Source organism: Sphingomonas phyllosphaerae 5.2, assembly GCF_000419605.1.
Taxonomy (GTDB): domain Bacteria; phylum Pseudomonadota; class Alphaproteobacteria; order Sphingomonadales; family Sphingomonadaceae; genus Sphingomonas; species Sphingomonas phyllosphaerae_B.
Genome location: NZ_ATTI01000001.1, coordinates 1735173 through 1760501, shown reverse-complemented (window position 1 = coordinate 1760501; position 25329 = coordinate 1735173). Strand labels below are relative to the sequence as shown.

The 25329-nt window shown below is 66.7% G+C and carries 25 protein-coding genes and 1 tRNA gene; 13 read left to right on the top strand and 13 right to left on the bottom strand.

Features of this window, described 5'->3' with window-relative positions:
- Positions 1 to 69 precede the first annotated feature (69 nt).
- Both SPHPHY_RS0108275 and SPHPHY_RS19745 read right to left on the bottom strand, forming a co-directional pair.
- Positions 70 to 714 (bottom strand): histidine phosphotransferase family protein, encoded by a 645-nt coding sequence (locus tag SPHPHY_RS0108275; RefSeq protein ID WP_022686214.1) that lies wholly within the window; start codon positions 712 to 714, stop codon positions 70 to 72.
- Between the two features lie 10 nt (positions 715 to 724).
- Entirely contained in the window at positions 725 to 1180 is a 456-nt protein-coding gene (locus tag SPHPHY_RS19745) for a M67 family metallopeptidase (protein WP_051148404.1), read from the bottom strand.
- Between the two features lie 17 nt (positions 1181 to 1197).
- Here SPHPHY_RS19745 and SPHPHY_RS0108265 point away from each other — a divergent pair, with 17 nt between their 5' ends.
- The 3 genes from SPHPHY_RS0108265 to mtgA all read left to right on the top strand — a co-directional run bounded on the left by SPHPHY_RS0108265 (position 1198) and on the right by mtgA (position 3889).
- Positions 1198 to 2145 carry an RluA family pseudouridine synthase gene (locus tag SPHPHY_RS0108265; RefSeq protein ID WP_022686212.1) on the top strand — a complete coding sequence of 316 codons (948 nt, stop codon included), beginning with the start codon at positions 1198 to 1200 and terminating at the stop codon, positions 2143 to 2145.
- Positions 2146 to 2218: 73 nt separating this feature from the next.
- Positions 2219 to 3121 carry an RNA polymerase sigma factor RpoH gene (gene rpoH / locus SPHPHY_RS0108260; RefSeq protein ID WP_022686211.1) on the top strand — a complete coding sequence of 301 codons (903 nt, stop codon included), beginning with the start codon at positions 2219 to 2221 and terminating at the stop codon, positions 3119 to 3121.
- A gap of 93 nt (positions 3122 to 3214) precedes the next feature.
- Positions 3215 to 3889, top strand: a complete 675-nt coding sequence (gene mtgA, locus SPHPHY_RS0108255) for a monofunctional biosynthetic peptidoglycan transglycosylase (RefSeq protein WP_022686210.1) — start codon at positions 3215 to 3217, stop codon at positions 3887 to 3889.
- A 132-nt stretch (positions 3890 to 4021) separates the two neighbouring features.
- Here mtgA and SPHPHY_RS0108250 read toward each other — a convergent pair whose 3' ends face one another.
- Genes SPHPHY_RS0108250 through pnuC form a run of 6 tightly spaced genes read right to left on the bottom strand, consistent with a single transcriptional unit; the run spans position 4022 to position 9079 of the window.
- Positions 4022 to 4627, bottom strand: a complete 606-nt coding sequence (locus SPHPHY_RS0108250; protein ID WP_022686209.1) for an ATP-binding cassette domain-containing protein — start codon at positions 4625 to 4627, stop codon at positions 4022 to 4024.
- Complete coding sequence (modB, locus tag SPHPHY_RS0108245) at positions 4617 to 5300, bottom strand: molybdate ABC transporter permease subunit (protein ID WP_022686208.1); 684 nt, start codon at positions 5298 to 5300, stop codon at positions 4617 to 4619. Before modB ends, SPHPHY_RS0108250 begins: the two co-directional genes overlap by 11 nt.
- Entirely contained in the window at positions 5297 to 6061 is a 765-nt protein-coding gene (gene modA, locus SPHPHY_RS0108240) for a molybdate ABC transporter substrate-binding protein (RefSeq protein ID WP_043130828.1), read from the bottom strand. Before modA ends, modB begins: the two co-directional genes overlap by 4 nt.
- Positions 6062 to 6105: 44 nt before the next feature.
- The gene (gene lepA, locus SPHPHY_RS0108235; RefSeq protein ID WP_022686206.1) at positions 6106 to 7917 is read right to left on the bottom strand and encodes a translation elongation factor 4; all 1812 of its coding nucleotides are present in this window, start codon (positions 7915 to 7917) and stop codon (positions 6106 to 6108) included.
- A gap of 56 nt (positions 7918 to 7973) precedes the next feature.
- The gene (locus SPHPHY_RS0108230; protein ID WP_022686205.1) at positions 7974 to 8504 is read right to left on the bottom strand and encodes an AAA family ATPase; all 531 of its coding nucleotides are present in this window, start codon (positions 8502 to 8504) and stop codon (positions 7974 to 7976) included.
- On the bottom strand, positions 8501 to 9079 hold the full coding sequence (gene pnuC / locus SPHPHY_RS0108225) for a nicotinamide riboside transporter PnuC (RefSeq protein ID WP_022686204.1): 579 nt from the start codon (positions 9077 to 9079) through the stop codon (positions 8501 to 8503). The genes SPHPHY_RS0108230 and pnuC overlap by 4 nt, the downstream gene beginning before the upstream one ends.
- A gap of 119 nt (positions 9080 to 9198) precedes the next feature.
- Here pnuC and SPHPHY_RS0108220 point away from each other — a divergent pair.
- Positions 9199 to 9275: transfer RNA gene (locus tag SPHPHY_RS0108220), tRNA-Pro, on the top strand.
- A 78-nt stretch (positions 9276 to 9353) separates the two neighbouring features.
- Positions 9354 to 10469 (top strand): NADH:flavin oxidoreductase/NADH oxidase, encoded by a 1116-nt coding sequence (locus SPHPHY_RS0108215; protein WP_022686203.1) that lies wholly within the window; start codon positions 9354 to 9356, stop codon positions 10467 to 10469.
- On the opposite strand, the gene SPHPHY_RS0108210 is transcribed toward SPHPHY_RS0108215, so the two are convergent.
- Positions 10463 to 11473 (bottom strand): polyprenyl synthetase family protein, encoded by a 1011-nt coding sequence (locus SPHPHY_RS0108210; protein ID WP_022686202.1) that lies wholly within the window; start codon positions 11471 to 11473, stop codon positions 10463 to 10465. The genes SPHPHY_RS0108215 and SPHPHY_RS0108210 overlap by 7 nt on opposite strands.
- Positions 11474 to 11579: 106 nt before the next feature.
- Here SPHPHY_RS0108210 and SPHPHY_RS0108205 point away from each other — a divergent pair, with 106 nt between their 5' ends.
- Complete coding sequence (locus tag SPHPHY_RS0108205) at positions 11580 to 11861, top strand: chorismate mutase (protein ID WP_022686201.1); 282 nt, start codon at positions 11580 to 11582, stop codon at positions 11859 to 11861.
- Between the two features lie 280 nt (positions 11862 to 12141).
- Here the strand turns inward: SPHPHY_RS0108205 and SPHPHY_RS19740 are convergent, their stop codons facing one another.
- Both SPHPHY_RS19740 and SPHPHY_RS0108195 read right to left on the bottom strand, forming a co-directional pair.
- The gene (locus tag SPHPHY_RS19740) at positions 12142 to 12585 is read right to left on the bottom strand and encodes a GAF domain-containing protein (RefSeq protein ID WP_231370387.1); all 444 of its coding nucleotides are present in this window, start codon (positions 12583 to 12585) and stop codon (positions 12142 to 12144) included.
- A 199-nt stretch (positions 12586 to 12784) separates the two neighbouring features.
- Positions 12785 to 13507: a dienelactone hydrolase family protein gene (locus SPHPHY_RS0108195; RefSeq protein ID WP_022686199.1), complete on the bottom strand. Its 723-nt coding sequence runs from the start codon at positions 13505 to 13507 to the stop codon at positions 12785 to 12787.
- A 73-nt stretch (positions 13508 to 13580) separates the two neighbouring features.
- Between SPHPHY_RS0108195 and SPHPHY_RS0108190 the strand changes: the two genes are divergently transcribed.
- Positions 13581 to 14048 carry a GNAT family N-acetyltransferase gene (locus tag SPHPHY_RS0108190; protein ID WP_022686198.1) on the top strand — a complete coding sequence of 156 codons (468 nt, stop codon included), beginning with the start codon at positions 13581 to 13583 and terminating at the stop codon, positions 14046 to 14048.
- Positions 14048 to 14734: a 2,3-diphosphoglycerate-dependent phosphoglycerate mutase gene (gpmA, locus tag SPHPHY_RS0108185; RefSeq protein ID WP_022686197.1), complete on the top strand. Its 687-nt coding sequence runs from the start codon at positions 14048 to 14050 to the stop codon at positions 14732 to 14734. Before SPHPHY_RS0108190 ends, gpmA begins: the two co-directional genes overlap by 1 nt.
- Before the next feature lie 180 nt (positions 14735 to 14914).
- Here gpmA and glmM read toward each other — a convergent pair whose 3' ends face one another.
- A complete protein-coding gene (gene glmM / locus SPHPHY_RS0108180; RefSeq protein ID WP_022686196.1) occupies positions 14915 to 16252 on the bottom strand; it encodes a phosphoglucosamine mutase in 1338 nt (445 codons plus the stop codon).
- Positions 16253 to 16318: 66 nt separating this feature from the next.
- Here glmM and SPHPHY_RS0108175 point away from each other — a divergent pair, with 66 nt between their 5' ends.
- Complete coding sequence (locus SPHPHY_RS0108175; RefSeq protein WP_022686195.1) at positions 16319 to 17548, top strand: dicarboxylate/amino acid:cation symporter; 1230 nt, start codon at positions 16319 to 16321, stop codon at positions 17546 to 17548.
- On the opposite strand, the gene rarD is transcribed toward SPHPHY_RS0108175, so the two are convergent.
- Entirely contained in the window at positions 17538 to 18407 is an 870-nt protein-coding gene (gene rarD, locus SPHPHY_RS0108170; protein ID WP_028056647.1) for an EamA family transporter RarD, read from the bottom strand. The two genes, SPHPHY_RS0108175 and rarD, sit on opposite strands and share 11 nt — an antisense overlap.
- Positions 18408 to 18649: 242 nt before the next feature.
- Here rarD and recF point away from each other — a divergent pair, with 242 nt between their 5' ends.
- The 4 genes from recF to gyrB all read left to right on the top strand — a co-directional run bounded on the left by recF (position 18650) and on the right by gyrB (position 24783).
- Positions 18650 to 19687: a DNA replication/repair protein RecF gene (gene recF, locus SPHPHY_RS0108165; protein WP_022686194.1), complete on the top strand. Its 1038-nt coding sequence runs from the start codon at positions 18650 to 18652 to the stop codon at positions 19685 to 19687.
- A gap of 88 nt (positions 19688 to 19775) precedes the next feature.
- Entirely contained in the window at positions 19776 to 21026 is a 1251-nt protein-coding gene (locus SPHPHY_RS0108160; RefSeq protein WP_022686193.1) for an MFS transporter, read from the top strand.
- Positions 21027 to 21036: 10 nt separating this feature from the next.
- Positions 21037 to 22248, top strand: a complete 1212-nt coding sequence (locus tag SPHPHY_RS0108155; RefSeq protein WP_196802147.1) for an MFS transporter — start codon at positions 21037 to 21039, stop codon at positions 22246 to 22248.
- 42 nt (positions 22249 to 22290) lie between these two features.
- On the top strand, positions 22291 to 24783 hold the full coding sequence (gene gyrB / locus SPHPHY_RS0108150) for a DNA topoisomerase (ATP-hydrolyzing) subunit B (protein WP_028056646.1): 2493 nt from the start codon (positions 22291 to 22293) through the stop codon (positions 24781 to 24783).
- The last annotated feature ends 546 nt before the right edge of the window (positions 24784 to 25329 follow it).

The following is a 25329-nucleotide window of genomic DNA, read 5'->3' as shown; positions in this document are numbered from 1 at the left end:
GCGGTCCCGTAGCCCCGACTGTCAGGGCGACATCGCACGGCAGGCGTTAAAAGGGTGTTTACCCCGCGCTTAGCGGTGCGGCAGCGCGGCGCCGAACAGCAGTGTGTTGTCGAGCGGCTCGCTGACCATCACCGATCCGCCGACCTCGGCCGCGATCGCGTGGACCAGGAACGCGGCAGCCGCGCGCGGGGTCACCGATTCGTCGGGTGCCGCCCCGGTCAGGGTCGCGCGCAGTTCCGGATCGAGAACGATACGCGGTCCTTCGGCACGCAGCACGATCTCGGTCGCATTGGGGCTGACCTCCGTACCGATCGTCACCGTGCCGCCACGCACCAAGGTATCGCCCGCGATCAGCGCAAGGTTGAGCAGCACCTTCACCGCCGCCTTGGGCAGTTCGGCGTCCTCGACCATCCATTGCAATTGCAAGCGCTTGTTGTCGCCGAGCAGCCCTTCGATTGCCTGCCGCGCCTCGCGCACGTCGACGCGCTCGCCAAACCCGCCCGCGGCGCCGAACGCCAGCCGGAAGAACTTGAGCTTGTTCGCCGAGGTCCGCGCACTCTCGTTGAGCAGTTCGAGACACCGCGCGCGCATATCCGGATCGGTTTCGTCGTTTAGCAGCTCCAGCCCGTTGTTCAGTGCGCCGACGGGCGAGAGGAGATCGTGGCACAGCCGCGAACAAAGCAGCGAAGCGAAATCGACCGGGCTGATGGTCATCGGTGGGTAACTACCTAGGGGGAGTGGCGATCTCACCTTGTGGCGAGTCGCCGGGGCCGGCGCAACCGGATACGAGCAGCGCGAGCGGATCGAACCGCCCATGCAGCGCGCCGTTCGGCGACGCTTGCCAAGCGCTCACCTCCGCACCGGCGACGATCAGCCAGATCGCGCCGTCGGGTGCGGCATCGGCGGCATCGCGGAGCGACGGATGCGCCACGCCGGACGGATGGGAGTGAAAATGGCCGATGACGGCGGGGCCGCCGCCCCGCGCCGCACGGTGTGCCGCGATCAGCGCGACAGGGTCGATCTCGAAGCGGATCGCCGGCTCGGCGGCAACGTTGCCGGTCGGCAGCAGCTGTGCGACGATGCCCCCCTGGCCGAGCAACAACCCGCAGATCTCGTCGCGCGATGCCGCCGCGCGGCGAACCAGTTCGTCGCGCATGGCAATTGTAATTTCCACCCTCATCGCCATCTACCTTAGCAATGGACCGGGGGGTCATCATCATCGAAGCGACGATCGCCGCAACCACCGACGGGTGGCGGGTGGACCGTGCGCTGGCCGATGCGGTGCCGACGCTTTCACGCGAACGGCTGAAGGTGCTCATCAACGCCGGGCAAGTGACGCAGGCCGGCACCGCGATGCGCGATCCCTCCCGCAAGGCGCGCGGAGGCGAGGCGTTCCAGGTCGCCGTGCCCGCCCCCACCCCCGCCCATAACGAGGCGCAGGACATTCCGTTGGTGATCGCGTGGGAGGACGAGCATCTGATCGTCATCGACAAGCCCGCCGGATTGGTCGTTCACCCCGCAGCCGGCAATCTCGACGGTACGTTGGTCAACGCGCTGCTGCACCATTGCCGCGGATCGCTGTCCGGGATCGGCGGGGTCGCGCGTCCCGGCATCGTCCATCGCATCGACAAGGACACGTCCGGGCTGATGATCGCCGCCAAGACCGATCGCACGCACGAAGGCCTGGCGAAGCAATTCGCGGCCCACAGCATCGACCGCCGTTACCGCGCCATCGTCGGAGGGCGCCCGATGCCGGTTGCTGGCAGCGTCGACGCGCCGCTCGCCCGGTCGCCCAACAATCGCAAGAAGGTGGCGATCGTACAGGGCGGCAAGCGCGCGATTACCCACTATCGCACGATCGAGCCGCTGCGAGAGGCGACGCTCGTCGAATGCCGCCTCGAGACGGGGCGCACGCACCAGGTGCGCGTCCACATGGCATCGATCGGCCATGCCTTGTTGGGCGACCCCGTTTATGGTAGAACAAAACATGCTCACAAAGGCGTTCTGGAAACGCTGAATTTCCGGCGTCAGGCGTTGCATGCCGCGCATCTCGGGTTCATCCACCCGATTACGGGCGCCACGCTGGCGTTCGATAGTGCGATGCCGCCGGACATGCAGGAACTGTTCACGCAGCTTGTCGTATAGGTTGGGACACGCGATCGGGGTGCCGTCCATGTGGGTGCCACGCGTTTTCCGCAAGGAAGGGAGATCAACGACCATGGCAACCCGCAGCAACGTCCCCGCGACGATTCCTGCGCTCGGCGGGGAGCAGAGCCTCAATCGCTATCTGTCGGAAATCAAGAAATTCCCGATCCTGGCGCCCGAGCAGGAATATATGCTCGCGAAGCGCTTTCAGGAGCACGGTGATACCGACGCGGCGGCACAATTGGTGACCAGCCATCTGCGGCTCGTGGCGAAGATCGCGATGGGCTATCGCGGCTACGGCTTGCCGGTCAGCGAGCTGATCTCCGAGGGCAATATCGGCCTGATGCAGGGCGTGAAGAAGTTCGAGCCCGATCGTGGCTTCCGGCTCGCCACCTATGCGATGTGGTGGATCCGCGCCTCGATCCAGGAATTCATCCTGCGTTCGTGGAGCCTCGTAAAGATGGGCACCACGGCTGCGCAGAAGAAGTTGTTCTTCAATCTGCGGCGCATGAAGGCGCGACTCGACGCGTTCGAGGACGGCGATCTCACGCCCGAGAACGTGCAGAAGATCGCAACGGATCTCGGCGTGACCGAGGCGGATGTCGTCAGCATGAACCGGCGCATGGCGATGGGCGGCGACACGTCGCTCAACGTCTCGATGCGCGAGGACGGCGAAGGTCAGTGGCAGGATTGGCTGGCCGATGACTCGCCCTTGCAGGATTCGGTTGTCGCCGACCAGCAGGAGGCCGACGTTCGCCACGACATGCTGTTGAACGCGATGGGCGACCTGAACGATCGCGAGAAGCACATTCTGACCGAGCGCCGGCTGACGGACGATCCCAAAACACTCGAGGAACTGAGTCAGGTGTACGGCGTAAGCCGCGAGCGCGTCCGCCAGATCGAGGTGCGCGCGTTCGAGAAGTTGCAGCGCGCGATGATGCGACTGGCCGGCGACAAACGCCTGCTGACGGCCTGAAGACGGAGCGCGCCGACGAGGCGATCGTCGGCGCTCCCCCGAAACCTCGACGGGGCTTGAGCAATCGCCCCCACGCCCGGTAGGGCAAGTCGCATGTTCACTGCGCTGCGCCTGCTGTTCAAGATCGTCGGCGGATTCGTCGTCGTATCGCTGTTGTGGGTCGGCATCTACGCCTTCGTGCCGGTGCCGTTCACGATGACGATGGCCGGCGATCTGCTGAGCGGCCATTCGGTTACGAAGGACTGGACGCCCTTGTCACGGATCGACCCGGACATGGCGCGCGCCGCGATCGCGGGCGAGGACAGTCACTTCTGCAGCCATCACGGGTTTGACTGGAACGCACTCGCCGGCGCGGTGGCGAGCAACGCGAAGGGCGGACGCATCCGCGGCGGATCGACCATAAGCCAGCAGACCGCAAAGAACGCGTTCCTCTTTCAGGGTGGTGGCTACCTGCGCAAGGCACTGGAGGCGTGGTTCACCGTCCTGATCGAGACGATCTGGGGCAAGAAGCGCATCATGGAAGTCTACCTCAACGTCGCCGAAACCGGGATCGGGACCTACGGAGTCGAAGCCGGTGCGGAGCGCTATTTCGGCCATTCCGCAGCGACACTCAGCCCCGTCGAGGCGGCGCGGATCGCCGCGGTGTTGCCGTTGCCTAAAAAGCGGGAGGCGGTGGCACCGGGCGGGTTCGTGCGGCGACGCGGCAACCAGATTGCGCGCTACGTCGGGATCGTTCGACGTGGCGGCCTGGACGCGTGTCTTCGCTAAGCCGCGTAAGTCGCTCGCAGGCTCCAGAGCTGGACCGCGAGCGGCTCTTGACGACGTCAGAAGCGAACCCCGGCTCAAAGCCATAGCAAAAACGTCGATCCTCTCGAGCGACTTACATCGGCTTGAGCGCTTTCAGCCGATCGTGATCACGCGATCGCCGAGCCGTTTGGCCTCCCGCACGTCATGCGTGACCATCAGGATCGGCACCACACGCGCATCACGTACGCGTTCGATCGCGCGCATCGCTTCCTCACGGCGCGCCGGGTCGAGCGACGACAGTGGCTCATCGAGCAGCAGGAACGCGGGATCGCTGAGCAGGGCGCGGCCGATCGCGACGCGACGCGCCTCGCCGCCGGACAGGGTGCGTGGCCAGCGGCGCAGCAGGTGCGCGATATCCAGCGTTGTGACGACTTCCGCCAACCGCGTTGCGTCGCGCGCGCCGTAAAGCAGGTTCGCCTGCACCCGGCGGTGCGGGAACAGCCGCGCATCCTGAAAGACGTAGCCGGCGCGGCGCTGCTCTGGCGGCAGATCGATACCCGCGTGCGCGTCGAACAGCGTGCGCCCAGCGACCCGGACATGGCCGTGCACCGGACGCAATAGCCCGGCGATGATGTCGAGCAGGCTGGTCTTGCCCACCCCGGATGGTCCGACCAGCACTGTCAGGCCGTCGTCCGCCACGAAGCACGCGCCGACCGCCACATCGCCGCGTCGCAGGTGGACGTCCACATCAAAGGACATGCACGCCCCGCCCCGCGCGCCGCACCAGCGCCTCAGACACGATCAACGCGACCAGCGACAGCGCGACCGATACCGCCGCGAGGCGCCACACCTCCGCCTCGCCGCCCGGCCGTTGCAGCGCGGCGTAAATGGCAAGCGGCAGCGTCTGCGTCTCGCCGGGCACGTTGGAGACGAAGGTAATCGTCGCGCCGAACTCGCCGATCGCGCGCGCCAGCCCGAGCACGAACGCCGCGGCGATGCCCGGCGCGGCGAGCGGCAGCGTGATCGTGGCATATGCCCGCCAGCGCGATGCACCGAGCGTGCGCGCCGCCTGCTCCAGGCGTCGATCGACCGCCTCGATCGACAGCCGCATCGCGCGCACCATCAGCGGCAATGCCATGACCGCAGCGGCGATCGCCGCGCCAGTCCAGCGGAACAGCACCGAAACACCGAACCATCGCTCCAGCGCGCCGCCGAGCGGACCGGCAGGTGCAAAGGCGAGCAGCAGGAGCCAGCCCGTAACCACCGGCGGCACCACCAGCGGCAGGTGGACCAGAGCGTCGACCAACACCTTGCCGGGAAATCGCCAACGCGCCAGCACCCAGGCGAGCAGAAAGGCAATCGGTAATGCCCCAAGCGTCGCGGTGCCGCCGACCAGCAACGTCAGCCGGACAATCGGCAGCAAGTCGCTCAATGGGTAGCGAAGCCGCGCCGCGCCAAGATCGCCTGCCCCGCACGCGACAACAGGAAGCGCCGGAAGCCCTCGGCTTCGTTCGCGGTGCCGGCGGTCAACCGCGCGATCGGGTAGACGATCGGCGCATGGCTGCGCGGCGGGAAGACGCCAGCGACCTGTATCCCGGTGGCAGCGCGTGCATCGGTGGCGTAGACGATACCGTATGGTGCGGCGCCCCGCTCGACCAATGCCAGCGCGGCGCGAACGTTCTCGGCTCGCACGACATGCGCCGCGACCGCGGCCCAGGCGCGGAGCCGCATCAACGCTTCCCGGCCGTATTTGCCGGCGGGCACGCTATCGGGATCCGCCATCGCCAGCGGGGCCGCGCCAAGGATTTTCGCCAACGCCGCGCCCTTCGTCGCGGCGACCCGCGGCAGTCCGGGACGCGCGACAACTACCAACTGATTGCGCACCAGTATCGCGCGGGTGCCAGGTACGATCAGGCCGCGCTTCGCGAGATCGTCCATCCAGTCGCTGTCGGCCGAGACGAACAGGTCGGCGCGCCCGCCAGCCGCGATCTGCCGCGCCAGTGCCGATGAGGCCGCGAACGAGATGCGCGGGCGCTCGTGCCCAGTCCTGGTCCACGCATCGGCAGCGTCGGTCAGAGCCTCCTGCATGCTGGCCGCCGCGAGGACGAGCGGTGCCTTGTCTTGCGCGGCCGCCGTCGGAGCGATTGCGAAGAGGGCGAGCAGCGGGAGCAGGAAGCGCATGATGGCGGTCATCGCATCGTCTGCGCCCGCGTACAACCGCGCTACGCGCGGTGACCTCAGCTCTCGTCGCCCATCCGCAGGGCGGCGATGAACGCCTCCTGCGGGATGCTGACCGAGCCGTACTCGCGCATCTTTGCCTTACCTTTTTTCTGCTTATCCAGCAGCTTGCGCTTACGTGTTGCGTCGCCACCATAGCATTTGGCGGTCACGTCCTTGCGCATCGCGCTGATCGTCTCACGTGCGATAACCTTACCGCCGATCGCTGCTTGAATCGGAATCTTGAACAGGTGGCGCGGGATCAATTCCTTCAATCGCTCGCACATACCGCGCCCGCGGGTCTCGGCAGTGCCGCGGTGGACGATCATGCTCAGCGCGTCGACAGGCTCCTCGTTGACGAGAATGCTCATCTTCACCAGATCACCTTCGCGATACCCGATCTGACGATAGTCGAAGCTGGCATAGCCCTTCGACAGCGACTTCAGCCGATCGTAGAAGTCGAATACGACTTCGTTGAGCGGTAGCTCGTAGGTCGCCTGCGCGCGCCCGCCGACGTAGGTCAGGTTCTTCTGGATACCGCGACGGTCCTGACAGAGTTTCAGGATGCTGCCGAGATATTCGTCGGGAACGTAGATCACGGCTTCGATCCACGGCTCGGAAATCGTCTCGATCTTGTTGGGGTCCGGCATGTCGGCCGGATTGTGCAGGTCCATGTGCCCGGCACCATGGCTGAGCTCGATCTGGTAGACGACGCTCGGCGCAGTGGTGATCAGATCGAGATCGTACTCGCGCGTCAGACGCTCCTGGATGATTTCCAGGTGCAGGAGGCCGAGGAAGCCGCAGCGGAAGCCGAAGCCGAGCGCCGCCGACGTCTCCATCTCGAAACTGAACGAGGCGTCGTTCAGCCGCAGCTTCGAAATGCTCTCACGAAGCTTCTCGAAGTCGTTGGCATCGATAGGAAAAAGCCCGCAGAACACCACCGGCTGGACTTCCTTGAAGCCCGGCAGCGCCTTTGTGGTCGGACGCTTGGTATCGGTAAGCGTGTCCCCGACACGCGCCTGTGCGACGTCCTTGATCTGCGCGGTGATGAAGCCGATCTCGCCCGGCCCGAGATCGGTCAACTGCTCGATCTTCGGACGGAAACATCCGACGCGGTCGACCAGATGGTTGGTGCCGGCCTGCATGAAGGTGACCTGCTGCCCCTTCTTAAGGGTGCCGTCGATCACACGGATCAGGATCACCACGCCCAGGTACGGATCGTACCAAGAGTCGACCAGCATCGCCTTCAACGGTGCATCAGGGTCGCCCTTCGGCGCCGGGATCTTCTTCACGATGGCCTCTAGGATGTCGGCAATGCCGATCCCGGACTTGGCGCTCGCCAGCACCGCCTCCGAAGCGTCGAGCCCGATGACGTCCTCAATCTCCGCTCGAACCTTCTCCGGTTCGGCAGCAGGGAGGTCGATCTTATTGATAACGGGCACAATCTCGTGATCGTGCTCGATCGACTGATAAACGTTCGCCAGCGTCTGCGCCTCGACACCCTGCGCGGCATCGACGACCAGCAGCGCGCCCTCACACGCGGCCAGCGAGCGCGACACCTCATAGGCGAAATCAACGTGGCCCGGCGTGTCCATCAGGTTCAGCGTGTACGTAACGCCGTCATGCGCTTTGTACGACAGGCGCACGGTCTGCGCCTTGATCGTGATCCCGCGCTCTTTCTCGATGTCCATGTTGTCGAGTACTTGTTCGCTCATCTCACGGTCGGACAAGCCGCCGGTCGCCTGGATCAGGCGGTCGGCAAGCGTCGACTTGCCATGATCGATGTGCGCGATGATCGAGAAATTACGGATCGTGTTGATCGGGGTGGTCACAAAGGCGTCCGGACGAAGAAAGAGGCGTTAGCGGGCCGCGTTAGACCAGCCCCACCTCAAACGCCAGCCGCTCCCATTGCGGCACGGATGGCGGCGAGCGCGTTGCGGTAGCGGCGCGGGCCGGTGCCATCGACCAGCACCCATGGCACGCCGCGTCGTTCCAACTCGCGCCTCGAGAGGTCGAAGAAGCGCTGCCGCTCGCCGGTGGAGCCGAACATGCGCGTACCGTCGTCCACCCACGGCAGATCGATGTCGAAGAGGAGGTAGAGGTCGGCGGTGGCGGTCCAGCGATCGAACCACGGATCGCGGCGGCCGAACATCATGTCGGCCCAGACCGCGCTCATCAGCGGGTCCGTATCGAGAATGACGGGGCGAGCGCCGCTGGCGAGCGCCTGCTGCGCGTTGGCGTCCTGCGTCTCCGCGATCGCGACGAGGTCGGACATGCTAAGGTCAGTGCCATGCGCCTCGCAATAGGCGCGGCCGAATTCGGCAACGCAAATCGAGTCGAACGCGCTCGCGAGCCGCGGTGCCATCGTGGACTTGCCGGTGCTCTCCGGCCCATGGAGACAAACGGTACGCAGGCTCATGCCGCCACGACCCGCCACTCTCCACGCGCGGACCGCGACCAGCTCGCCAGTCCCCACAGTGCGAGCCCGAGATAAACGGCGTACAATCCTGCGAACAGATACAGGCCCTTGGCGAGGTACAGCGGCACCGACGCGAGATCGACCGCGACCCACAGCCACCAATTCTCGAGCCGCCGCTGCGCCATCAGCAGCTGCGCAGCGATGCTGGCCGCAGCGATCCCGGCATCCAACCACGGCAGCGCAGCGTCCGTCCAGCGGTGCATTGCAGCGCCGCAGACAAGCCAGCCGGACAGGATCGCAACACTCCAGCGCGTGCGTCCGGCCGCGTCCAGCATGCCGACCGGCACGTCACCCGTGCGCGCCTGCGTGCGACGCCACGTCAGCCAGCCGTAAAGGTTGGCGGCGACGAAAAAGAGTTGCAGCAACGCGTCGGAATAGAGCCGCGCCTCGAACACGACCACGCCGAGGAGAATGACCGAGACGATCGCGACCGGGAACGTCCAGATGCTACGCCGTGCAGCGAGCAAGACGCAGGCGATGCCGAGGGCGGTGGCGATCCATTCGACGGGCGACATGGCGGATGAGCGTAGCGACGCAGGGGCGGAATAACAGCCGCGATTACCCGCTTGCGCTACGAATTTCCGCTGATATAAGCCGCGCCCTGTCGCCGGCACATCCGGTCGACAACCCTGGTCGGGGAATAGCTCAGCCTGGTAGAGCACTGTCTTCGGGAGGCAGGGGCCGGAGGTTCGAATCCTCTTTCCCCGACCACTTCACTTTTGCCGCACCCGGCGGCACCAACGTTCTGCTGATGCGTAGGGACGGCTCACACACCGGAGCCAGTCACCGATGAGCGGACCCAAATTGTTCGAACCCCTCGATTTGGCCGGGCTGTCGCTCGCCAACCGAATCGTCGTCGCGCCGATGTGCCAATATTCGGCAGTCGATGGGTGCATGACCGATTGGCACACGATCCATTTGGGTCAACTCGCGCTTTCCGGCGCCGCCATCCTGACGATTGAAGCGACTGCGGTGGAGCCCGCGGGTCGCATCAGTTATGCCGACGTCGGCCTGTGGGACGACAAGACCGAGGCTGCGATGGCGCAGACGCTCGGATCAATCCGTAGATACTCGGACATGCCGATCGCCTTGCAGCTGGCGCACGCCGGTCGCAAGGCATCGACAGATCTTCCATGGGCGGGCGGCGCACAGCTTGCACCGGATCATCCGAATGGCTGGCGGACGGTTGCCCCCTCCCCTGAGCCATTCGATGCAGCGGATCACGCCCCGATCGCGCTGGACCAGGAGGGTATGAGACGGGTTCGCGACGGTTTTGCCGCAGCTACGGTCCGTGCCGCCCGACTGGGGATCGACGCGGTGCAGATCCATGCGGCGCACGGCTATCTGCTTCACCAATTCCTGTCGCCGCTCTCCAACCATCGTGACGACGATTACGGCGGATCGCTCGAAAATCGCATGCGGTTCCCGCTGGAAGTGTTCGACGCCGTGCGCGCGGCCTTTCCCGCGGACCGGCCGGTGACGGTGCGGGTGTCGGGGAGCGACTGGGTCGCGGGCGGCTGGGATGCCACGCAGACCGTCGCCTTCGCAAAAGCGCTGGAGTCGAGGGGATGTGCGTCGATCCATGTGTCGAGTGGCGGGCTGGACCCGCGGCAGCAGATCCCTGTCGGGCCAAGCTATCAGGTGCCACTGGCGCGTGCGGTGAAGCAGGCGGTGGCGATCCCGGTCGTGGCGGTTGGGCTCATCACCGACTATGAGCAAGCCGAGGCGATCGTCGCGACCGGCGATGCCGACATGATCGCGCTGGCCCGCACGATCCTCTACGATCCGCGCTGGCCATGGCATGCCGCGGCGGCACTGGGCGGACGCGTGAAGGCGCCGGACCAGTATCTTCGCTCGCAACCGCGACAGTACAAGGACCTGTTCGCGGTCGACCCGGGTCAGTAGGCGCGTGCCACCGCGAACTCGACCGCCTCGACCATCGCATCCTTGATCGCGCTGTCGGGGAAGATCGACAGCGACTCGATCGCGCGCTGCCCGTAGTGGCGCGCGCGAGCGAGCGTATCATCGACAGCGCGAGTGCGACGAACGAGGTCGATGGCGTGCGCGAAGTCGGCGTCGCTGGCACGACGTCCCTCGACCGCGTCGCGCCAGAAGGTGCGATCCTCCACCGCGCCGCGGGCATAGGCGAGGATGACCGGTAGCGTCATCTTGCCCTCGCGGAAGTCGTCGCCGGCGTCCTTGCCCATCGTGCCCGCATCGCTGGTGTAGTCGATCGCATCGTCGACGAGCTGGAAGGCGATACCGAGGTTGCGGCCGTACGAATCGAGCGCCTGCTCCTCGGCGGCGGGACGCTCCGCCACGACGCCCGCGATCCGGCAGGCGGCGGCGAACAACGCCGCCGTCTTGGCGTGGATGATGTCGAGGTAACGCTCCTCCGGGAGGTCGACGCGACGCGCCGCGGTCAATTGGTTCACCTCGCCCTCCGCAATCACCGCGGAGGCGTTCGAGAGAATCTCCAGGGCGCGCATGTTGCCACCGGCCACCATCAGCTCGAACGAACGCGAGAAGAGGAAATCGCCAACAAGCACGCTGGCGGGATTTCCCCAGATGATATTGGCAGTGCGCTTGCCGCGGCGCAGGTCGGAGCCATCAACCACGTCGTCGTGCAGCAACGTGGCGGTGTGGATGAACTCGACCGCCGCAGCCAGCAGGTGGTGACGATCGCCCGCATACCCTACGAGCTGCGCGCCCGCGAGCGTCAGCATCGGGCGCATCCGCTTTCCGCCCCCGGCGATCAGATGCCCGGCAAGTTCGGGGATCAACGGGATATCGGATCGCATACGCGCCACGATCACGGCGTTGACGTGATCCATGTCGCCCGCGACCCGCGCGATCATCGGATCGAGCGAGGGCGTGTGGCCGGGAAGTCGGTGCAAGGTAGCGCTCATCTGATCCTGCCCTTACGGGGTGGCGTGCGCGCAACGCAAGCGCAGGCTTGTCCTGCGGGTTGCGGGCAAGCATGAGAAACTACCGTTAAGGCCGGGGGAAGGCGTGATGACCGACGACGTTCTGAAGGGCTATCGCAAGAGCATCGACAACATCGACGCGGCGCTGGTCTGCCTGCTGGCGGAGCGGTTCAAGATTACGCAGGCGGTCGGCGCGCACAAGGCGACCACCGGGCTTCCGGCCGCCGACCCGGGGCGCGAGGAGGCTCAGATCGCCCGTCTGCGGCAATTGAGCGAGAACGCCGAGCTGGACCCGGAATTCTCGGAAAAGTTCCTGCGCTTCATCATCGACGAGGTAATCCGCCACCATCGCGCCGCCGCCGCGGTATGATTCGTTCGGGTGCGGAGCGTCAATCCAAGCAGCACTGGTACCGGCACATGCTCCGGCGCCGTAGCTGAACGCTCTGAATTGCCCCGCTGAGCGCGTCGACGGGAGCGGGGCAGCCCCATCGAACGGCAATTTGTGCGTCGCCAGAGTTGCCGCTCGGAAAAGCAGGGTCCCGGCTCGAGTTGCGGCGACCAGAGGATGGCAATGAAAGTTCCCGATCGGGGCACCTGACGTTGCCCCTCATTCAACCGCAAGTAACTGAAGCCATCATGTGCGGGAACGATTAGGACAACGCCTGCCGTCGTTCGGCGAGCCGGATCATCACCGCTTCGGACATCTGCTGCAGCTGCATTCGCTCGTATGCGCCGAAGTCGTTTCTCGGGATGCGGTCGAAGACGCAAAAGGTGCCGAGCGGCAGCGTGTCGGCGTCGACGAGCGGCGCACCGGCGTAGAAGCGCACCTGCCCGCCGTCGATCAACACCGGGTTATCCGCAAAGCGTGGGTCGGCGCGTGCGTCCTCCACGCAGAAGACCGCGCGAGGAGTCATGATCGCGTGCCCGCACAGCGACATGCGGCGACTGTAGGTGCGCGAGGTGACCCCTGCAGCCGCGATCAGATATTCCCAGTCGCGGGACAGTACCGAGACCGCCGCCATGCCTGTACCGAACTTACGCCGCGCCTGATCGACCAAATCGACCAGAACCGGATCGGCGCGCGCGTCGAGCACACCGGAGGCAAGCACCGCGCGCTCGCGCGCCGCTTCGTCGTTCGGCATTGGCGCAGGCGCGTATACAGTAACTCCCATCGCGCAGTGCCCCCGACCTTTTCACACGGATTACCGCGACCGTCGGACGAAATCATCAACATCCCGCGCCAATCTGGGTTACATTAGGCCAGTTTCCTTAAATATCCGAATGTATTTTCGATCATTTCTCAAAGACTTCTTGTACAAAAGCGCACAAAGCCGCCCAGCTACGGCGATCCGCCCCTTCGTCGTAGCCGAACCCGGATCCAGCGGCGGTGAGCGCGCGATCAGTGAAGCCGTGGCCAGCGTGACCGTAAGCGTGGATTTGCCAGTCGGCGTCCGCTGCGGTCAGTTCCTGGCCCAACGCTACCAGCGCGTCGGGCGGGGCGAGCGGATCGTCCCAGCCGTGGCAGACCAGCAACGGCACGGTGATCGGCGCTACGCTGTCGTAGTCCGGGCGATCGTAGACGCCGTGGAGGCTGACGCCGCCGCGGATCGGCAACCCGGCGCGTGCCATGTCGAGCACGCATTTGCCGCCGAAGCAGAAACCGATTGCGGCGATCCGGCCCGCGTCGACCTCAGGCTGGGCGGCGCAGGCGGCAAGCGTGGCGCGCAACCGCTCGCGCAGCAGGGTACGGTCGGCATTCAGCTCGTCCATGTAGCGGCTGGAACCCTCTCCACGCTGCGTTCGCTTCCCCTGTCCAAACAGATCGCAAGCGAAGGCAGCATAGCCGAGTGCGGCAAGATCCTCCGCTTTCCGGTTGTCGGCCTCCTTCTGGCCGAGCACGTTGGGGATGACCAGCACCGCGGGTCGCGCCACATCGGTGCCGTCATCCCAGGCGAACACGCCTTCGAACGGACCTCCGGGACCGTCGTGGACGAGGGTGCGGCGGCGGATCGTCATGGCGCTGTTCCTGTTGTGTCGCTTGTCCCGTTCGCTAGAGCGGAGCTTAGCACCGGGCAAGCAGGGGGTCGCAATGGAGATCAGGATCGACGATCCCGCCAATCCGGCGATCGCGACGCTGCTCGCGGCGCATGTCGCGGAGCAGCGCGCCAACACACCGGCCGGCTTCTCGTTTGCACTCGACGCGAGCGGACTGCGCAGGCCCGACGTCACTTTCTGGACCGCCTGGAATGGCGAGACGCCGATCGGCATGGGCGCACTGCGTGCGCTTGACGCCGAAAGTGGAGAAGTGAAGTCGATGCGCACCGCCGATGCATGGCGCGGGCGCGGCGTCGGCGCCGCGATGCTGGCCGCGATCGTGGCCGCAGCACGTGCGCGCGGCTATGCGCGACTATATCTCGAGACCGGCGTGACGCCCGCCTATGCGCCTGCGCTATCGCTTTATACCCGCGCCGGGTTCGTCACCTGCGCGCCGTTCGGTGATTATGCGGCCAGCCCGCACAACCAGTTCCTGACGCTCGACCTTCAAGGGAGACATTGATGCCCACGCTCGTCCTGATCCGCCATGGCCAGTCGGCCTGGAACCTCGAGAACCGTTTCACCGGCTGGTGGGACGTCGACGTGACCCAGAAAGGCGCGGCAGAGGCGCGCGCCGCAGGCGAATTGATGGCCGCAAAGGGGCTGGACTTCGATCAGACGTTCACCTCGCTTCAGACGCGCGCCATCAAGACGCTGAACCTGGCGCTGGAGGCGATGGGGCGGCTCTGGCTGCCCGTCGAAAAGGACTGGCGGCTGAACGAGCGGCATTACGGGGGACTGACCGGCCTCGACAAGGCCGAGACCGCGGCCAAGCACGGCGAGGAGCAGGTGCACGTCTGGCGGCGCAGCTTCGACGTGCCGCCGCCGCCGATCGAACCGGGCAGCGAGTTCGACCTGTCGGGCGACCGTCGCTACGCCGGGATCGACGTGCCGACTACCGAAAGCCTCAAGGACACGATCGCGCGCGTGCTGCCGTATTGGGAAGGGCGGATCGCGCCCGCGCTGAAGGATGGGCAGCGGGTCTTGATCTCCGCGCACGGCAATTCGCTGCGCGCGCTGGTGAAGCACTTGTCGGGGATTTCGGACGATGAGATCACCGGGCTGGAGATCCCCACCGGGCAGCCGATCGTCTACGAACTCGACGCGGCGCTGAACGCAACGGATCGTTATTATCTCAACGAGCGGTGACGCCTTGCCCCGACCCGCCGCCCGGGCACGGGTCGGGGCTACCCGGGCAGTACATCGTGACGGTGTGCTGAGCGTCGCCGCGGAAATTTCGCAACTACAGCCCGGTCAATGCCGGGTTTCCCGAAGGCGCTGACCGGCGGGCGACGCGCGGACCGGCAACTGGGCGGAAGCCCCCCCCCCTCACACGGCGGCGCGAACCGCGTCGCAGATGCGATCCACGACCTGTTCGACGTGGGCGAGATCGTCACCCTCGGCCATGACCCGGATCACCGGCTCGGTGCCCGAGGGACGGATGACCAGCCGGCCCCTGCCGGCCAGTTCGGTCTCCGCGGCGGCGATCACCGCCTTGACGTCGTCGGTCTCCAGCGGCTTGCCGCCCGCGAAGCGAACGTTCTTGAGAAGTTGCGGCAGCGGCTCGAACCGGTGCAGCACCTCGCTGGCCGGCGCACCGGCGCGGCAAACCTCGGCGAGCACCTGCAAGGCGGCCACCAGCCCGTCGCCCGTCGTCGCGTAATCGCTGAGGATGATGTGGCCGGATTGCTCTCCGCCGACGTTGTAGCCACGTCGCCGCATCGCCTCCAGCACGTGACGATCGCCGACCGCGGTGCGGATCAAACCCAGCCCCTGCGCCGCGAGGTGTCGCTCCAGCCCGAGGTTGGACATGACGGTGGCGACCAGCCCACCCCCGGCCAGCCGCCCGGCGCGCGCCCAGCCGGCAGCGATCGTGGCCATCAATTGATCGCCATCGACCACGCGGCCCTTCTCGTCCACGACGATCAGCCGATCGGCGTCGCCGTCCAGCGCGATGCCGATGTCGGCGCCGTGCTCGATCACCGCCGCGGACAATGCCGCGGGGTGAGTCGAGCCGATCCGGTCGTTGATGTTGAGGCCGTTGGGATGCACGCCGATCTGGACAAGGTCGGCCCCGAGTTCCCAAAGCGCTTCCGGCGCAACCTGGTAAGCGGCACCGTTGGCGCAATCGACCACTACCTTCATCCCGTCGAGCCGCAGGTCGTTGGGGAAGGTCGATTTGGCGAAGTGGATGTAGCGGCCGCGCGCGTCGTCGATGCGCTTGGCACGGCCGATCTCGCCGGCGGGCGCAAGCGTCACGTCACCGTCGATCGCCGCCTCGATCGCGAGTTCGTCCTCATCGGACAACTTATAACCGTCCGGGCCAAACAGCTTGATGCCGTTGTCGTAGAACGGATTGTGGCTGGCGGAGATCATCACCCCCATGTCGGCGCGCATCGACTTGGTCAGCATCGCCACCGCCGGCGTCGGCATCGGACCAACGAGCGTGACGTCCATCCCGACGCTGGTGAACCCGGCCTGCAACGCGCTTTCGAGCATATAGCCCGACAGCCGCGTGTCCTTTCCGATCACCACCCGGTGGCGGTGGTCACCGCGCAAAAAGTGGCGACCGGCCGCCATCCCGACCTTCATCGCCATTTCCGCGGTCATCGCGCCAGCGTTGGTCAGCCCGCGAATCCCGTCGGTGCCGAAATATTTTCTTGCCATCGTGCCTTCCGTTCGCTTGGCCTGACACGTCCATAGCCACAAGCTGCCGAAGGGCGAAATCCCCGTATGTCGCAAGCCACCCGCATCCTCCTGTCGCTGCTGATCGGTCTGTCGGCGGGCGTTGCGCTGGCGGCGTTCGCGCCGGCCACGGTGCCGGGCACGATCGCGGTCGCCGAGCCGGTCGGCACCGCCTGGCTGCACGGGTTGCAGATGACGATCGTGCCGCTCGTCGTCTCGCTGCTGGTCACCGGCGTCGCTGCGACCGCGGAGGCGGCGAAGGCGGGACGCCTCGCCGGGCGGGCGATCGCGCTGTACGTCGGTTTCCTCTTCCTATCCGCGACGATCGCTGCGTTGGTCACGCCGCTGATCCTTGCGTTGGTGCCGCTGCCGGCTACATCCGCGGCAGCGCTGCGCGCGGCGCTGGTAGGAGCGGGCAAGGTGCCGGCGGTGCCGCCGCTGGGCGAGTTCTTCGCCGGGATCGTACCGACCAACATCGTCCATGCCGCGGCCAGCGACTCGTTTCTGTCGCTCATTATCTTCACGCTCGTTTTCGCGTTCGCGATCGCGCGCATCGATGCGGACGGACGCGCGCTGCTGGTGCGGTTCTTCACTGCGCTGCGCGACGCGATGCTGGTGGTGATCGACTGGGTGCTGTGGATCGCGCCGGCCGGCGTCTTTGCGCTGGCACTGGTCGTCGGCGCGCGCGCGGGTACCGGCGCATTCGGAGCGTTGGTACATTACATCCTGGTCGTCTCCAGCGTCGGGGTGATCGTCACGCTGCTGGCCTATCCGGTCGCACGGATCGGCGCGGGCGTGCCGCTGGCGAGGTTCGCGCGCGCCGCGCTGCCGTCGCAGGCGGTGGCGATCAGCACGCAGTCCTCGCTCGCCTCCGTGCCGGCGATGCTGGAAGGCGCACGCGAACTGGGGGTGCCGGTCGGCACGGCGGGCGTCACGCTACCGCTGGCGGTCGCGATCTTTCGAGCAACCGGGCCGGCGATGAACCTGGCGGTAGCGATCTATGTCGCGACGTGGTTCGGCGTGGCGCTGTCGCCGGCAACGCTCGCGATCGGCGTGGTGGTGGCGACGCTTACTTCGTTGGGATCGGTCAGCCTGCCAGGGACGGTCAGCTACGTCAGCGCGATCGCGCCGATCGCGGGGACGATCGGCGCACCGGTGGCGCCGCTGGGATTGCTGGTCGCGGTCGAGACGATCCCGGACATCGTTCGCACCGTCGGAAACGTGACGATGGACCTCGCGACCACCGCATGGCTCGGGCGGCGTGAACCTAGGGAATGAGACGCTTCGGCCGGCTGCCGAGCGCGTAAAGCGCACAACCTATCCAGATCAGCGCGAAGGTGACGATGTGCATCGTGCGCAGCGGCTCCCGAAAGAGGATCACAGCCTCCAGGAACTGCAGCGTCGGCGCGATATATTGCAACAGCCCCATCGTGGCGTAGCGCAGCCGGCGCGCGGCGGCAGCGAACATCAGCAGTGGTGCGGCGGTGACCGCACCAGCCAGCACGAGCAGCATGTCGGTCTGCGTGCCGCGCCCGAACACAGGCTCAGACCCCAGCAGCAGTACCGCCAATGCGGGCGCAGCGAGAAGCGCGGTCTCCACGGTGAGCCCGCCGAGCGCGTCGATCGCGGCGACCTTACGGATCAGCCCATACAGTCCGAAGCTGAACGCAAGGGTGAGCGGGATCCACAGCGCGCCGGCGCCCGCGCTGGCCATCACCATGACGCCGATCGCCGCGACCGCTACCGCCGCCTTCTGCATACGGCCGATGCGTTCGCCGAGCACGATCGTGCCGAGCGCAACGTTGACGAGCGGATTGATGAAATAGCCGAGGCTCGCCTCCAACACGTGGCCATTCTGGACCGACCAGATGTAGACCATCCAGTTGACCGCGATCAGCGCGGCCGACGCGCACAGCAGCAGCAACGTGCGCCCACGCGCGGCGGCGCGAATCGCGGCCGCGCGGCGGAGCACGACGATGACGAGCGCGAGCAGGAGCAGCGACCAGAGGACGCGATGGGCAAGCACCTGAAGCGCCGGCACGCCGTGCAGCAGATGCAGGTAGATCGGAAGCAGGCCCCAAAGGGTGTAGGCACCAATTCCGAGGATCAGGCCGTTGCGGGTCGCGGGGGTCGTCATGCCGCGCGCTGTCGCGGGTGGCAGCAACAGATGCAAGGGTGGCGAGCGCCAGACATGGGACGGGTGAGGTGCCGCCAACGAAGTGGCCGGCGGCTGATGGCGCGGCCGACCACCGGGATCCTGCGGGCGGCTTCCCGGATTGCGAAAGCGGCTTCGGTCGGTCCTTCGAAGACCGACCCCGGTCGGCGCCGTCAGGAAACGGTCGCCACCCCCGCGCTTTGCCCCTACCAGCGTCGCGCGTCATGCTGTCCCGCCTCGTCCTCACCGATGTCCGCAACCACGCCGCGCTCAGCCTTGCGCCGGGCGCGGGCTTTGTCGTGCTGACCGGGGCGAACGGCGCAGGGAAGACCAATGTGCTGGAGGCGGTGTCGTTGCTCGCGCCCGGTCGCGGTCTGCGCCGCTCGGCGCTGACCGAGGTGGCGCGCAGCGACGGTCCGGGCGGGTTCGGGATCGCCGCCACGCTGGAGGATGGTGTCACGCTGGGCACCGGCACGCTGGCAGCGGCGCCCGAGCGGCGGGTGGTTCGAGTCAACGGCGCCGCAACCCCCGCGACCGCCCTGGCCGAGCGGCTGGCGGTACTGTGGCTCACACCGGCGATGGACCGACTGTTCACCGAGGCGGCGGGCGGACGGCGACGATTCCTTGACCGGCTGACGCTTGCGCTGGAACCGGGGCATGCCCGCGACGGCGCACGCTACGAAGCGGCGATGCGCGACCGCAACCGGTTGCTGGCGCGCGGCGCGCTCGATCCGGACTGGCTGGCAGCGCTGGAGGCGCAAATGGCGCAGCATGGCGCGGCGCTGGATGCGGCACGACGCCGCACCGTTGCGGCGCTGGACGCCGCGCTCGCGGCACAGCCGCCGGGCGATATCGCGCGGGCGCGGATCGCGCTGGAAGGATGGAGCGGGGACGCCGGGACACTGGCGGAGGCGCTGCGACAGGGTCGGGCGCGCGACGCCGCCGCCGGGCGGACGCTGAGCGGGCCGCATCGCGGCGACCTGATCGTGACGCATGTCGACAAGGCGCGGCCCGCCGCGACCGCCTCGACGGGCGAGCAGAAGGCGCTGCTGCTCGCGATCGTGCTGGCACATGCCGAGTTGGTGGCGGCAATCGCAGGGCGGGCGCCGGTGCTGCTGCTGGATGAGGTGGCGGCGCATCTCGACCCGGCGCGGCGGACGGCGCTGTTCGCACGACTGTCGCCTCTGGGTCAGGTTTGGATGACCGGGACCGAGCGTGCGCTATTCGCGGCGATCGATACCGCGACCTGGATCGGATTGTAGCGATATCGTTTCGCGGACACCATTTCCGACGTTACGGCGTTGTGACGACATTCCCCCGATCCAAGGACCATCGCGCCTGACCGAGCATGTGCCCCTACCCCATCGCCACCAGGCGATTGCCGAATGGCGCGGCGGCTGGCCGGTGGTGGCGGCGGCAATGCTCGGCGCGGGCCTGGGACCGGGGCTTTACCAGAACCTGTCGAGCCTGTTCACGCCGGGTCTGGAGGCGACGTTCGGCTGGTCGCGCGGCGACATCGCGACCGCCGCGGGGCTGGCGCTCGGCGGAGCGGTGATGGCGCCGCTGGTCGGCCGTGCCGCCGACCGGATCGGGGTGCGCCCGGTGATCGTCGCGTCGATGCTGCTGCTCGGGGTCGCGTACCTCTGGCTGACGGCGATGGGGACCAACGGCGGACGCGCGATCTGGCGCTATCAGCTTGGGGTCGTGATGCTCGTGCTGGCGCTGCCGGGGACCAGCAGCCTTGTCTACGGCAAGTTGATCGCGGCGCGATTCGTTGCGCATCGCGGGCTGGCGCTGGCGCTGGGCACCTCCGGATTGGCAGTGGCGACGATCGTCGCGGCGCCGGTGCTCGGAGCGGTCATCGGGCATTACGGATGGCGTGCCGGGTTCGCGACGCTGGCGGGCGGATCCGTGGTGCTGGCGCTGCCGTTGATCGTGCTGAGCCTGCGCTCGGCACCGGCGCTGCCCGCAAGCGCGGCAGCGGCGGCGGCGCTGCCGGGGACGAGCGCCGCGGCGGCTCGGCGCGACCGGCGGTTCTGGATCATGGTCGCGTCGGCATGGCTGATCAACGCGGCAACGACGGGGTTCGTCACGCAACTGGTGCCGATCGGGCTGGAACTGAAGCTGAGTTCGGCGCAGGCGGCGCTGCTGCTGACCGGGTTTGCCAGCAGCGCGATCGCCGGGCGGCTGGTGGTCGGCTGGCTGATCGATCGGATGCGGCCGCAACCCGTCGCGGCGACGTTCGCGATCGTTTCCGCCGCGGCATTCGTCGCCCTGACGTTCGCGCCGAGCGGGCTGGCGACGATCATGGCGCTGGTGTTCCTCGCCGGATTGATGAACGGTGCGGAAAACGACCTGCTGCCGTTCTTCGCCGCCCGGCTGTTCGGCCTGCGCGCCTATGCCGAGATCTACGGCACCGCTATCCCGATCGCGCTGTCGGGCACTGCGGTGGGTATTATCGGGTTCGGGCGGCTCCACGACATGACCGGCGGATATGGCGCCGCGTTGACGCTGGGGTGCGGCGCCTTGTTGCTGGCCGCGACGTGCTTTCTGATCCTGCCCGATCGCGCGCCGGATGACGCCGACGCTTCCGCTCGCTAGCGCCCGCATCATGCACGCTACCGCGCCCTCAACGAACCACAGCGAATGGCGGCGGGGCTGGCCCATCGTGCTGGGCGCGGTGGTGGGCAGCGGTGCGGGGCCGGCGTTGTTCCAGAACATGTCGAGCCTGTTCGTTCCTGGCTTGATCGCGGAGTTCGGCTGGAGCCGCGGGCAGATCTCACTGGCGAGCGGACTCGGCTTCGCGGGAAGTCTCGCGGTGCCGTGGCTGGGGCGCATCGTCGATCGCGTCGGGGTGCGCTCGACGATCGTCTCGTGCATGACGTTGCTGGGCGCGGCCTATCTCGCGATGGCGGGGATGACGGGCGCACTGTGGCAATATCACCTGCTGGTGCTGTGCCTCGCCATGACGGTTCCGGGGACGAGCGCACTGGCGTACGGGAAGTTGATCGCGGCGCGGTTCGTGCTGCATCGCGGGCTCGCGTTGGGGATCGCGACCTCGGGATTGCCGCTCGCGACATTGACGCTGCCAATCGTCCTGGGCGCCGTGATCGCGCACGGAGGATGGCGCGGCGGATTCGTGGTGCTGGCGGTCTATTCGACGCTGATCGCGATGCCGGTGGCGTTGCTGGCAATTCGCGGCGCGACCGCGGCCGCGCCGCTGGCATCGGCGCCGGCCGCCGGCGTAAGTGCCGCGACGGCGCGGCGCGACCCGCGCTTCTGGCGGTTGGGGCTGACCGGGTTCTTCATCAATCTGGGCACGATCGGTCTGGTCACGCAACTGGTGCCGTTCGGGATCGCGCGGGGGCTTTCGGTGCCGGAGGCGGCGCTGCTGCTGACCGCGTTCGGTGCCTCGCAGATCGCGGCGCGGGTCGCGTTCGGCGCGCTGATCGACCGGATCAGCCCGCAGCGGATCGCAACCGTGGTGGCGCTCGTCTCGGCAGGCGGGTTCGCGTTCCTGCAGGTACCGGGGCTGGGGCTGGCCGCACTCGCGGCGGGAGTGTTTCTGGCGGGGCTGATGAATGGCGCGGAAAACGACCTGTTCCCGTTCTTTGCCGCGCGACTGTTCGGCCTGCGCGAGTATGGCGAGATCTACGGCACGCTGATCGTTGTCGCGCTGGTGGGTAGCGGCGCGGGGATCATAGGCTTCGGTGCGCTGCACGATGCGACCGGCGGCGACGGCACCGCACTGGCGCTCGCGGCCATCGCGCTGACGGTGGCGGCCGTGCTCTACGCCGGGTTACGCGACCGGGCAGAGGCATAGGTTTTACTTTCGTTGCAGGTCCGCGCTGCCTATATGATGGGCATGGCAGAACAGCAGAATAACAGCGAATACGGCGCCTCCTCGATCAAGGTGCTCAAAGGGCTGGACGCGGTGCGCAAGCGTCCCGGCATGTACATCGGTGACACCGACGACGGGTCTGGCCTGCACCACATGGTGTTCGAGGTGAGCGACAACGCAATCGACGAGGCGCTGGCCGGTCATTGCGACCGCATCGACATCGTGCTGAACGCCGACGGATCGGTGAGCGTTACCGACAACGGCCGCGGCATCCCGACGGGCATCCATCCCGAGGAAGGCGTGTCGGCAGCCGAGGTCATCATGACCCAGCTGCACGCGGGCGGCAAATTCGAGAACACCAGCGACGATAACGCCTACAAGGTATCGGGCGGGCTGCACGGCGTTGGCGTGTCGGTGGTCAACGCGCTGTCTGAGTTCCTGGACCTCACGATCTGGCGCGATGGCGAGGAGCATTACATGCGCTTCGCGTTCGGGGACGCGGTGGCGCCGTTGAAGGTGGTCGGCAAGGTAGAAGGCAAGAAGGGGACGCGCGTCACCTTCCTCCCCTCTCCTGCAACGTTCAAGATCGTCGAGTTCGATTTCGAGAAGCTGGAGCATCGCTATCGCGAGCTGGCGTTCCTCAATTCGGGCGTGCGCCTGTTCCTGACGGATGCACGGCATGAGGAGCAGAAGTCGGTCGAACTGTTCTACGAGGGCGGCATTGCCGCATTCGTGAAGTGGCTGGATCGTAACAAGCAGCCGCTGTTTCCCGATCCGATCTCGGTCAGCGGGATGCGCGACCAGATCGGCATCGAAGTCGCGCTGGAATGGAACGACAGCTATTACGAGAACGTGCTGGCGTTCACGAACAACATCCCACAGCGCGACGGCGGCACCCACATCGCCGCTTTTCGCGCCGCGCTGACCCGCACGCTCAATAACTATGCGGAAAAGTCCGGGCTGCTCAAGAAGGAGAAGGTCTCCCTCACCGGCGACGACATGCGCGAGGGACTGACCGCGATCGTTTCGGTCAAGCTGCCCGATCCGAAGTTCAGCTCGCAGACCAAAGACAAGCTGGTCAGTTCCGAGGTGCGCCAGCCGCTCGAAAGCCTGATGGCCGACAAGATGGCGGAATGGCTGGAGGAAAATCCCCAGCACGCGCGCTCGATCGTCGGCAAGATCATCGACGCCGCCGCGGCGCGCGAGGCGGCCAAGCGCGCGCGCGAACTGACGCGGCGCAAGGGCGTGATGGACATCGCCAGCCTGCCCGGCAAGCTCGCCGACTGCCAGGAGCGCGACCCGTCGAAGTCCGAGCTGTTCCTGGTCGAGGGTGACTCGGCCGGCGGTTCGGCCAAGCAGGGCCGCGACCGGCACTTCCAGGCGATCCTGCCACTGCGCGGCAAGATCCTGAACGTGGAGCGTGCGCGCTTCGACCGGATGCTGGGATCCAAGGAAATCGGCACGCTGATCCAGGCAATGGGGACAGGGATCGGGCGCGACGACTTCAAGCTGGAGAAGCTCCGCTACCACAAAATCGTCATCATGACCGACGCGGACGTCGACGGTGCGCATATCCGCACGCTGTTGCTGACGTTCTTCTATCGACAGATGCCTGAGATCATCGAGAACGGACACCTCTACATCGCCCAGCCGCCGCTCTACAAGGCGACGAAGGGCCGGTCCGAGGTGTACCTGAAGGATGATCATGCACTCGACAATTACCTGGTCGACGCTGGGCTCGCCGGGATGGCGCTGGAGCGCGGCGCCGAGGCTTTGACGGGGGCACATCTCCGCCCGCTGGTGGAACATGCGCGGCGGATGCGTACACTGATGCGCTACGTTCCGAGGCGTTATGATCCGGTGATTATCGAGGGTCTGGCGCTGGGCGGAGCGCTCGATCCCGAGGCTACGCGCGAGGCCCGCGCTGCCGCAGTCACCGAGGTGGTGCGACGGCTGGACCAGGGCGACAACGAAGCAACGTGGAGCGCCAGCGTCACCGAGGAGGGCGGCATCCATTTCGAACGGCTGTGGCGCGGGGTGACCGATCATCACATCGTGGAGGCAGCGTTCCTCGCCTCGGCCGAGGCGCGCAAGCTCCACACGCTGGCCGGCGAACAGGCCGACACGTTCGCGCATGCCGCCAAGCTGGTGCCGGTGAAGGGCTCTGCGGTGGAAGCACCGGTCGATGCGATCGCCACCGACGAAGAGGGTGAGGAGACGGTGACGGTCGGACGCGGCCAATCATTGGTAGCACGGCCGTCGCAGTTGCTGGACGCTATCCTCGCCGCGGGGCGCAAGGGGCTGTCGATCCAGCGCTACAAGGGGCTGGGCGAGATGAACGCCGATCAATTGTGGGAGACCACGCTGGACCCGTCCAATCGAACAATGCTGCGGGTCGCAATCGAGCAGGCGGACGTAGCGGACGAGATCTTCACGCGACTGATGGGCGACGTCGTGGAGCCGCGGCGCGAGTTCATTCAGGAGAATGCGCTAAGCGTGGCGAACCTGGACGTTTGACCGGGGCGTCAGGCCGGCGGGAGCTTGGCGCTTCAGGGCGAAGCATCTGAGGATGCTTCGCCCTGGGTTTAGGCGGGCGTCCGTGGCGTGCCGATACTAAAAAATGTCGCGACGTTCTCCCGGCCACACGCCCTACCTGCCATCCAGGCGGTATCGGGGTCCATGGCGGGCCGGTTCAGGCAAGCGAGCGGTTCGTCACAGTGATTTTGGCGACCGGGGTGGTTTTTGCCGGATTGACGATGGTGTGAGAGGCGGATGGTCGGACGCCCGCCTGTTCCGTTGTCGATTACCGTTCGTGCCAAGCTTGCCCGGAGGCAAAGCAGGCTCGCACTAGGTCATCGCGATTCGTATTCAGCGGGTCGAGCGGGCTGAGCGAGTGCGTCGTCCCGATCGCTTTTCCAGCTGGCCCGTAGCCTTCGCAAGGGTGTTGATATCGGTGACAGCGCCCTGCGTGAATCCAGTCGTGCAGCACCGGTTTCCTGCAGCCCGGTCGCAGGAATAGGTCGGGCGCACCCCCGACCCATACAGGACGTGCAGGACCAACCC

What these genes read in the sequence shown, in the direction of transcription:
- SPHPHY_RS0108275 (WP_022686214.1), bottom strand. Translation starts at nt 714, where the DNA reads ATGACCATCAGCCCGGTCGATTTCGCTTCGCTGCTTTGTTCGCGGCTG.
- SPHPHY_RS19745 (WP_051148404.1), bottom strand. Translation starts at nt 1,180, where the DNA reads ATGAGGGTGGAAATTACAATTGCCATGCGCGACGAACTGGTTCGCCGC.
- SPHPHY_RS0108265 (WP_022686212.1), top strand. Translation starts at nt 1,198, where the DNA reads ATGGACCGGGGGGTCATCATCATCGAAGCGACGATCGCCGCAACCACC.
- rpoH (WP_022686211.1), top strand. Translation starts at nt 2,219, where the DNA reads ATGGCAACCCGCAGCAACGTCCCCGCGACGATTCCTGCGCTCGGCGGG.
- mtgA (WP_022686210.1), top strand. Translation starts at nt 3,215, where the DNA reads ATGTTCACTGCGCTGCGCCTGCTGTTCAAGATCGTCGGCGGATTCGTC.
- SPHPHY_RS0108250 (WP_022686209.1), bottom strand. Translation starts at nt 4,627, where the DNA reads ATGTCCTTTGATGTGGACGTCCACCTGCGACGCGGCGATGTGGCGGTC.
- modA (WP_043130828.1), bottom strand. Translation starts at nt 6,061, where the DNA reads ATGACCGCCATCATGCGCTTCCTGCTCCCGCTGCTCGCCCTCTTCGCA.
- SPHPHY_RS0108230 (WP_022686205.1), bottom strand. Translation starts at nt 8,504, where the DNA reads ATGAGCCTGCGTACCGTTTGTCTCCATGGGCCGGAGAGCACCGGCAAG.
- pnuC (WP_022686204.1), bottom strand. Translation starts at nt 9,079, where the DNA reads ATGTCGCCCGTCGAATGGATCGCCACCGCCCTCGGCATCGCCTGCGTC.
- SPHPHY_RS0108215 (WP_022686203.1), top strand. Translation starts at nt 9,354, where the DNA reads ATGAGCGGACCCAAATTGTTCGAACCCCTCGATTTGGCCGGGCTGTCG.
- SPHPHY_RS0108210 (WP_022686202.1), bottom strand. Translation starts at nt 11,473, where the DNA reads ATGAGCGCTACCTTGCACCGACTTCCCGGCCACACGCCCTCGCTCGAT.
- SPHPHY_RS0108205 (WP_022686201.1), top strand. Translation starts at nt 11,580, where the DNA reads ATGACCGACGACGTTCTGAAGGGCTATCGCAAGAGCATCGACAACATC.
- SPHPHY_RS0108195 (WP_022686199.1), bottom strand. Translation starts at nt 13,507, where the DNA reads ATGACGATCCGCCGCCGCACCCTCGTCCACGACGGTCCCGGAGGTCCG.
- SPHPHY_RS0108190 (WP_022686198.1), top strand. Translation starts at nt 13,581, where the DNA reads ATGGAGATCAGGATCGACGATCCCGCCAATCCGGCGATCGCGACGCTG.
- gpmA (WP_022686197.1), top strand. Translation starts at nt 14,048, where the DNA reads ATGCCCACGCTCGTCCTGATCCGCCATGGCCAGTCGGCCTGGAACCTC.
- glmM (WP_022686196.1), bottom strand. Translation starts at nt 16,252, where the DNA reads ATGGCAAGAAAATATTTCGGCACCGACGGGATTCGCGGGCTGACCAAC.
- SPHPHY_RS0108175 (WP_022686195.1), top strand. Translation starts at nt 16,319, where the DNA reads ATGTCGCAAGCCACCCGCATCCTCCTGTCGCTGCTGATCGGTCTGTCG.
- rarD (WP_028056647.1), bottom strand. Translation starts at nt 18,407, where the DNA reads ATGACGACCCCCGCGACCCGCAACGGCCTGATCCTCGGAATTGGTGCC.
- recF (WP_022686194.1), top strand. Translation starts at nt 18,650, where the DNA reads ATGCTGTCCCGCCTCGTCCTCACCGATGTCCGCAACCACGCCGCGCTC.
- SPHPHY_RS0108155 (WP_196802147.1), top strand. Translation starts at nt 21,037, where the DNA reads ATGCACGCTACCGCGCCCTCAACGAACCACAGCGAATGGCGGCGGGGC.
- gyrB (WP_028056646.1), top strand. Translation starts at nt 22,291, where the DNA reads ATGGCAGAACAGCAGAATAACAGCGAATACGGCGCCTCCTCGATCAAG.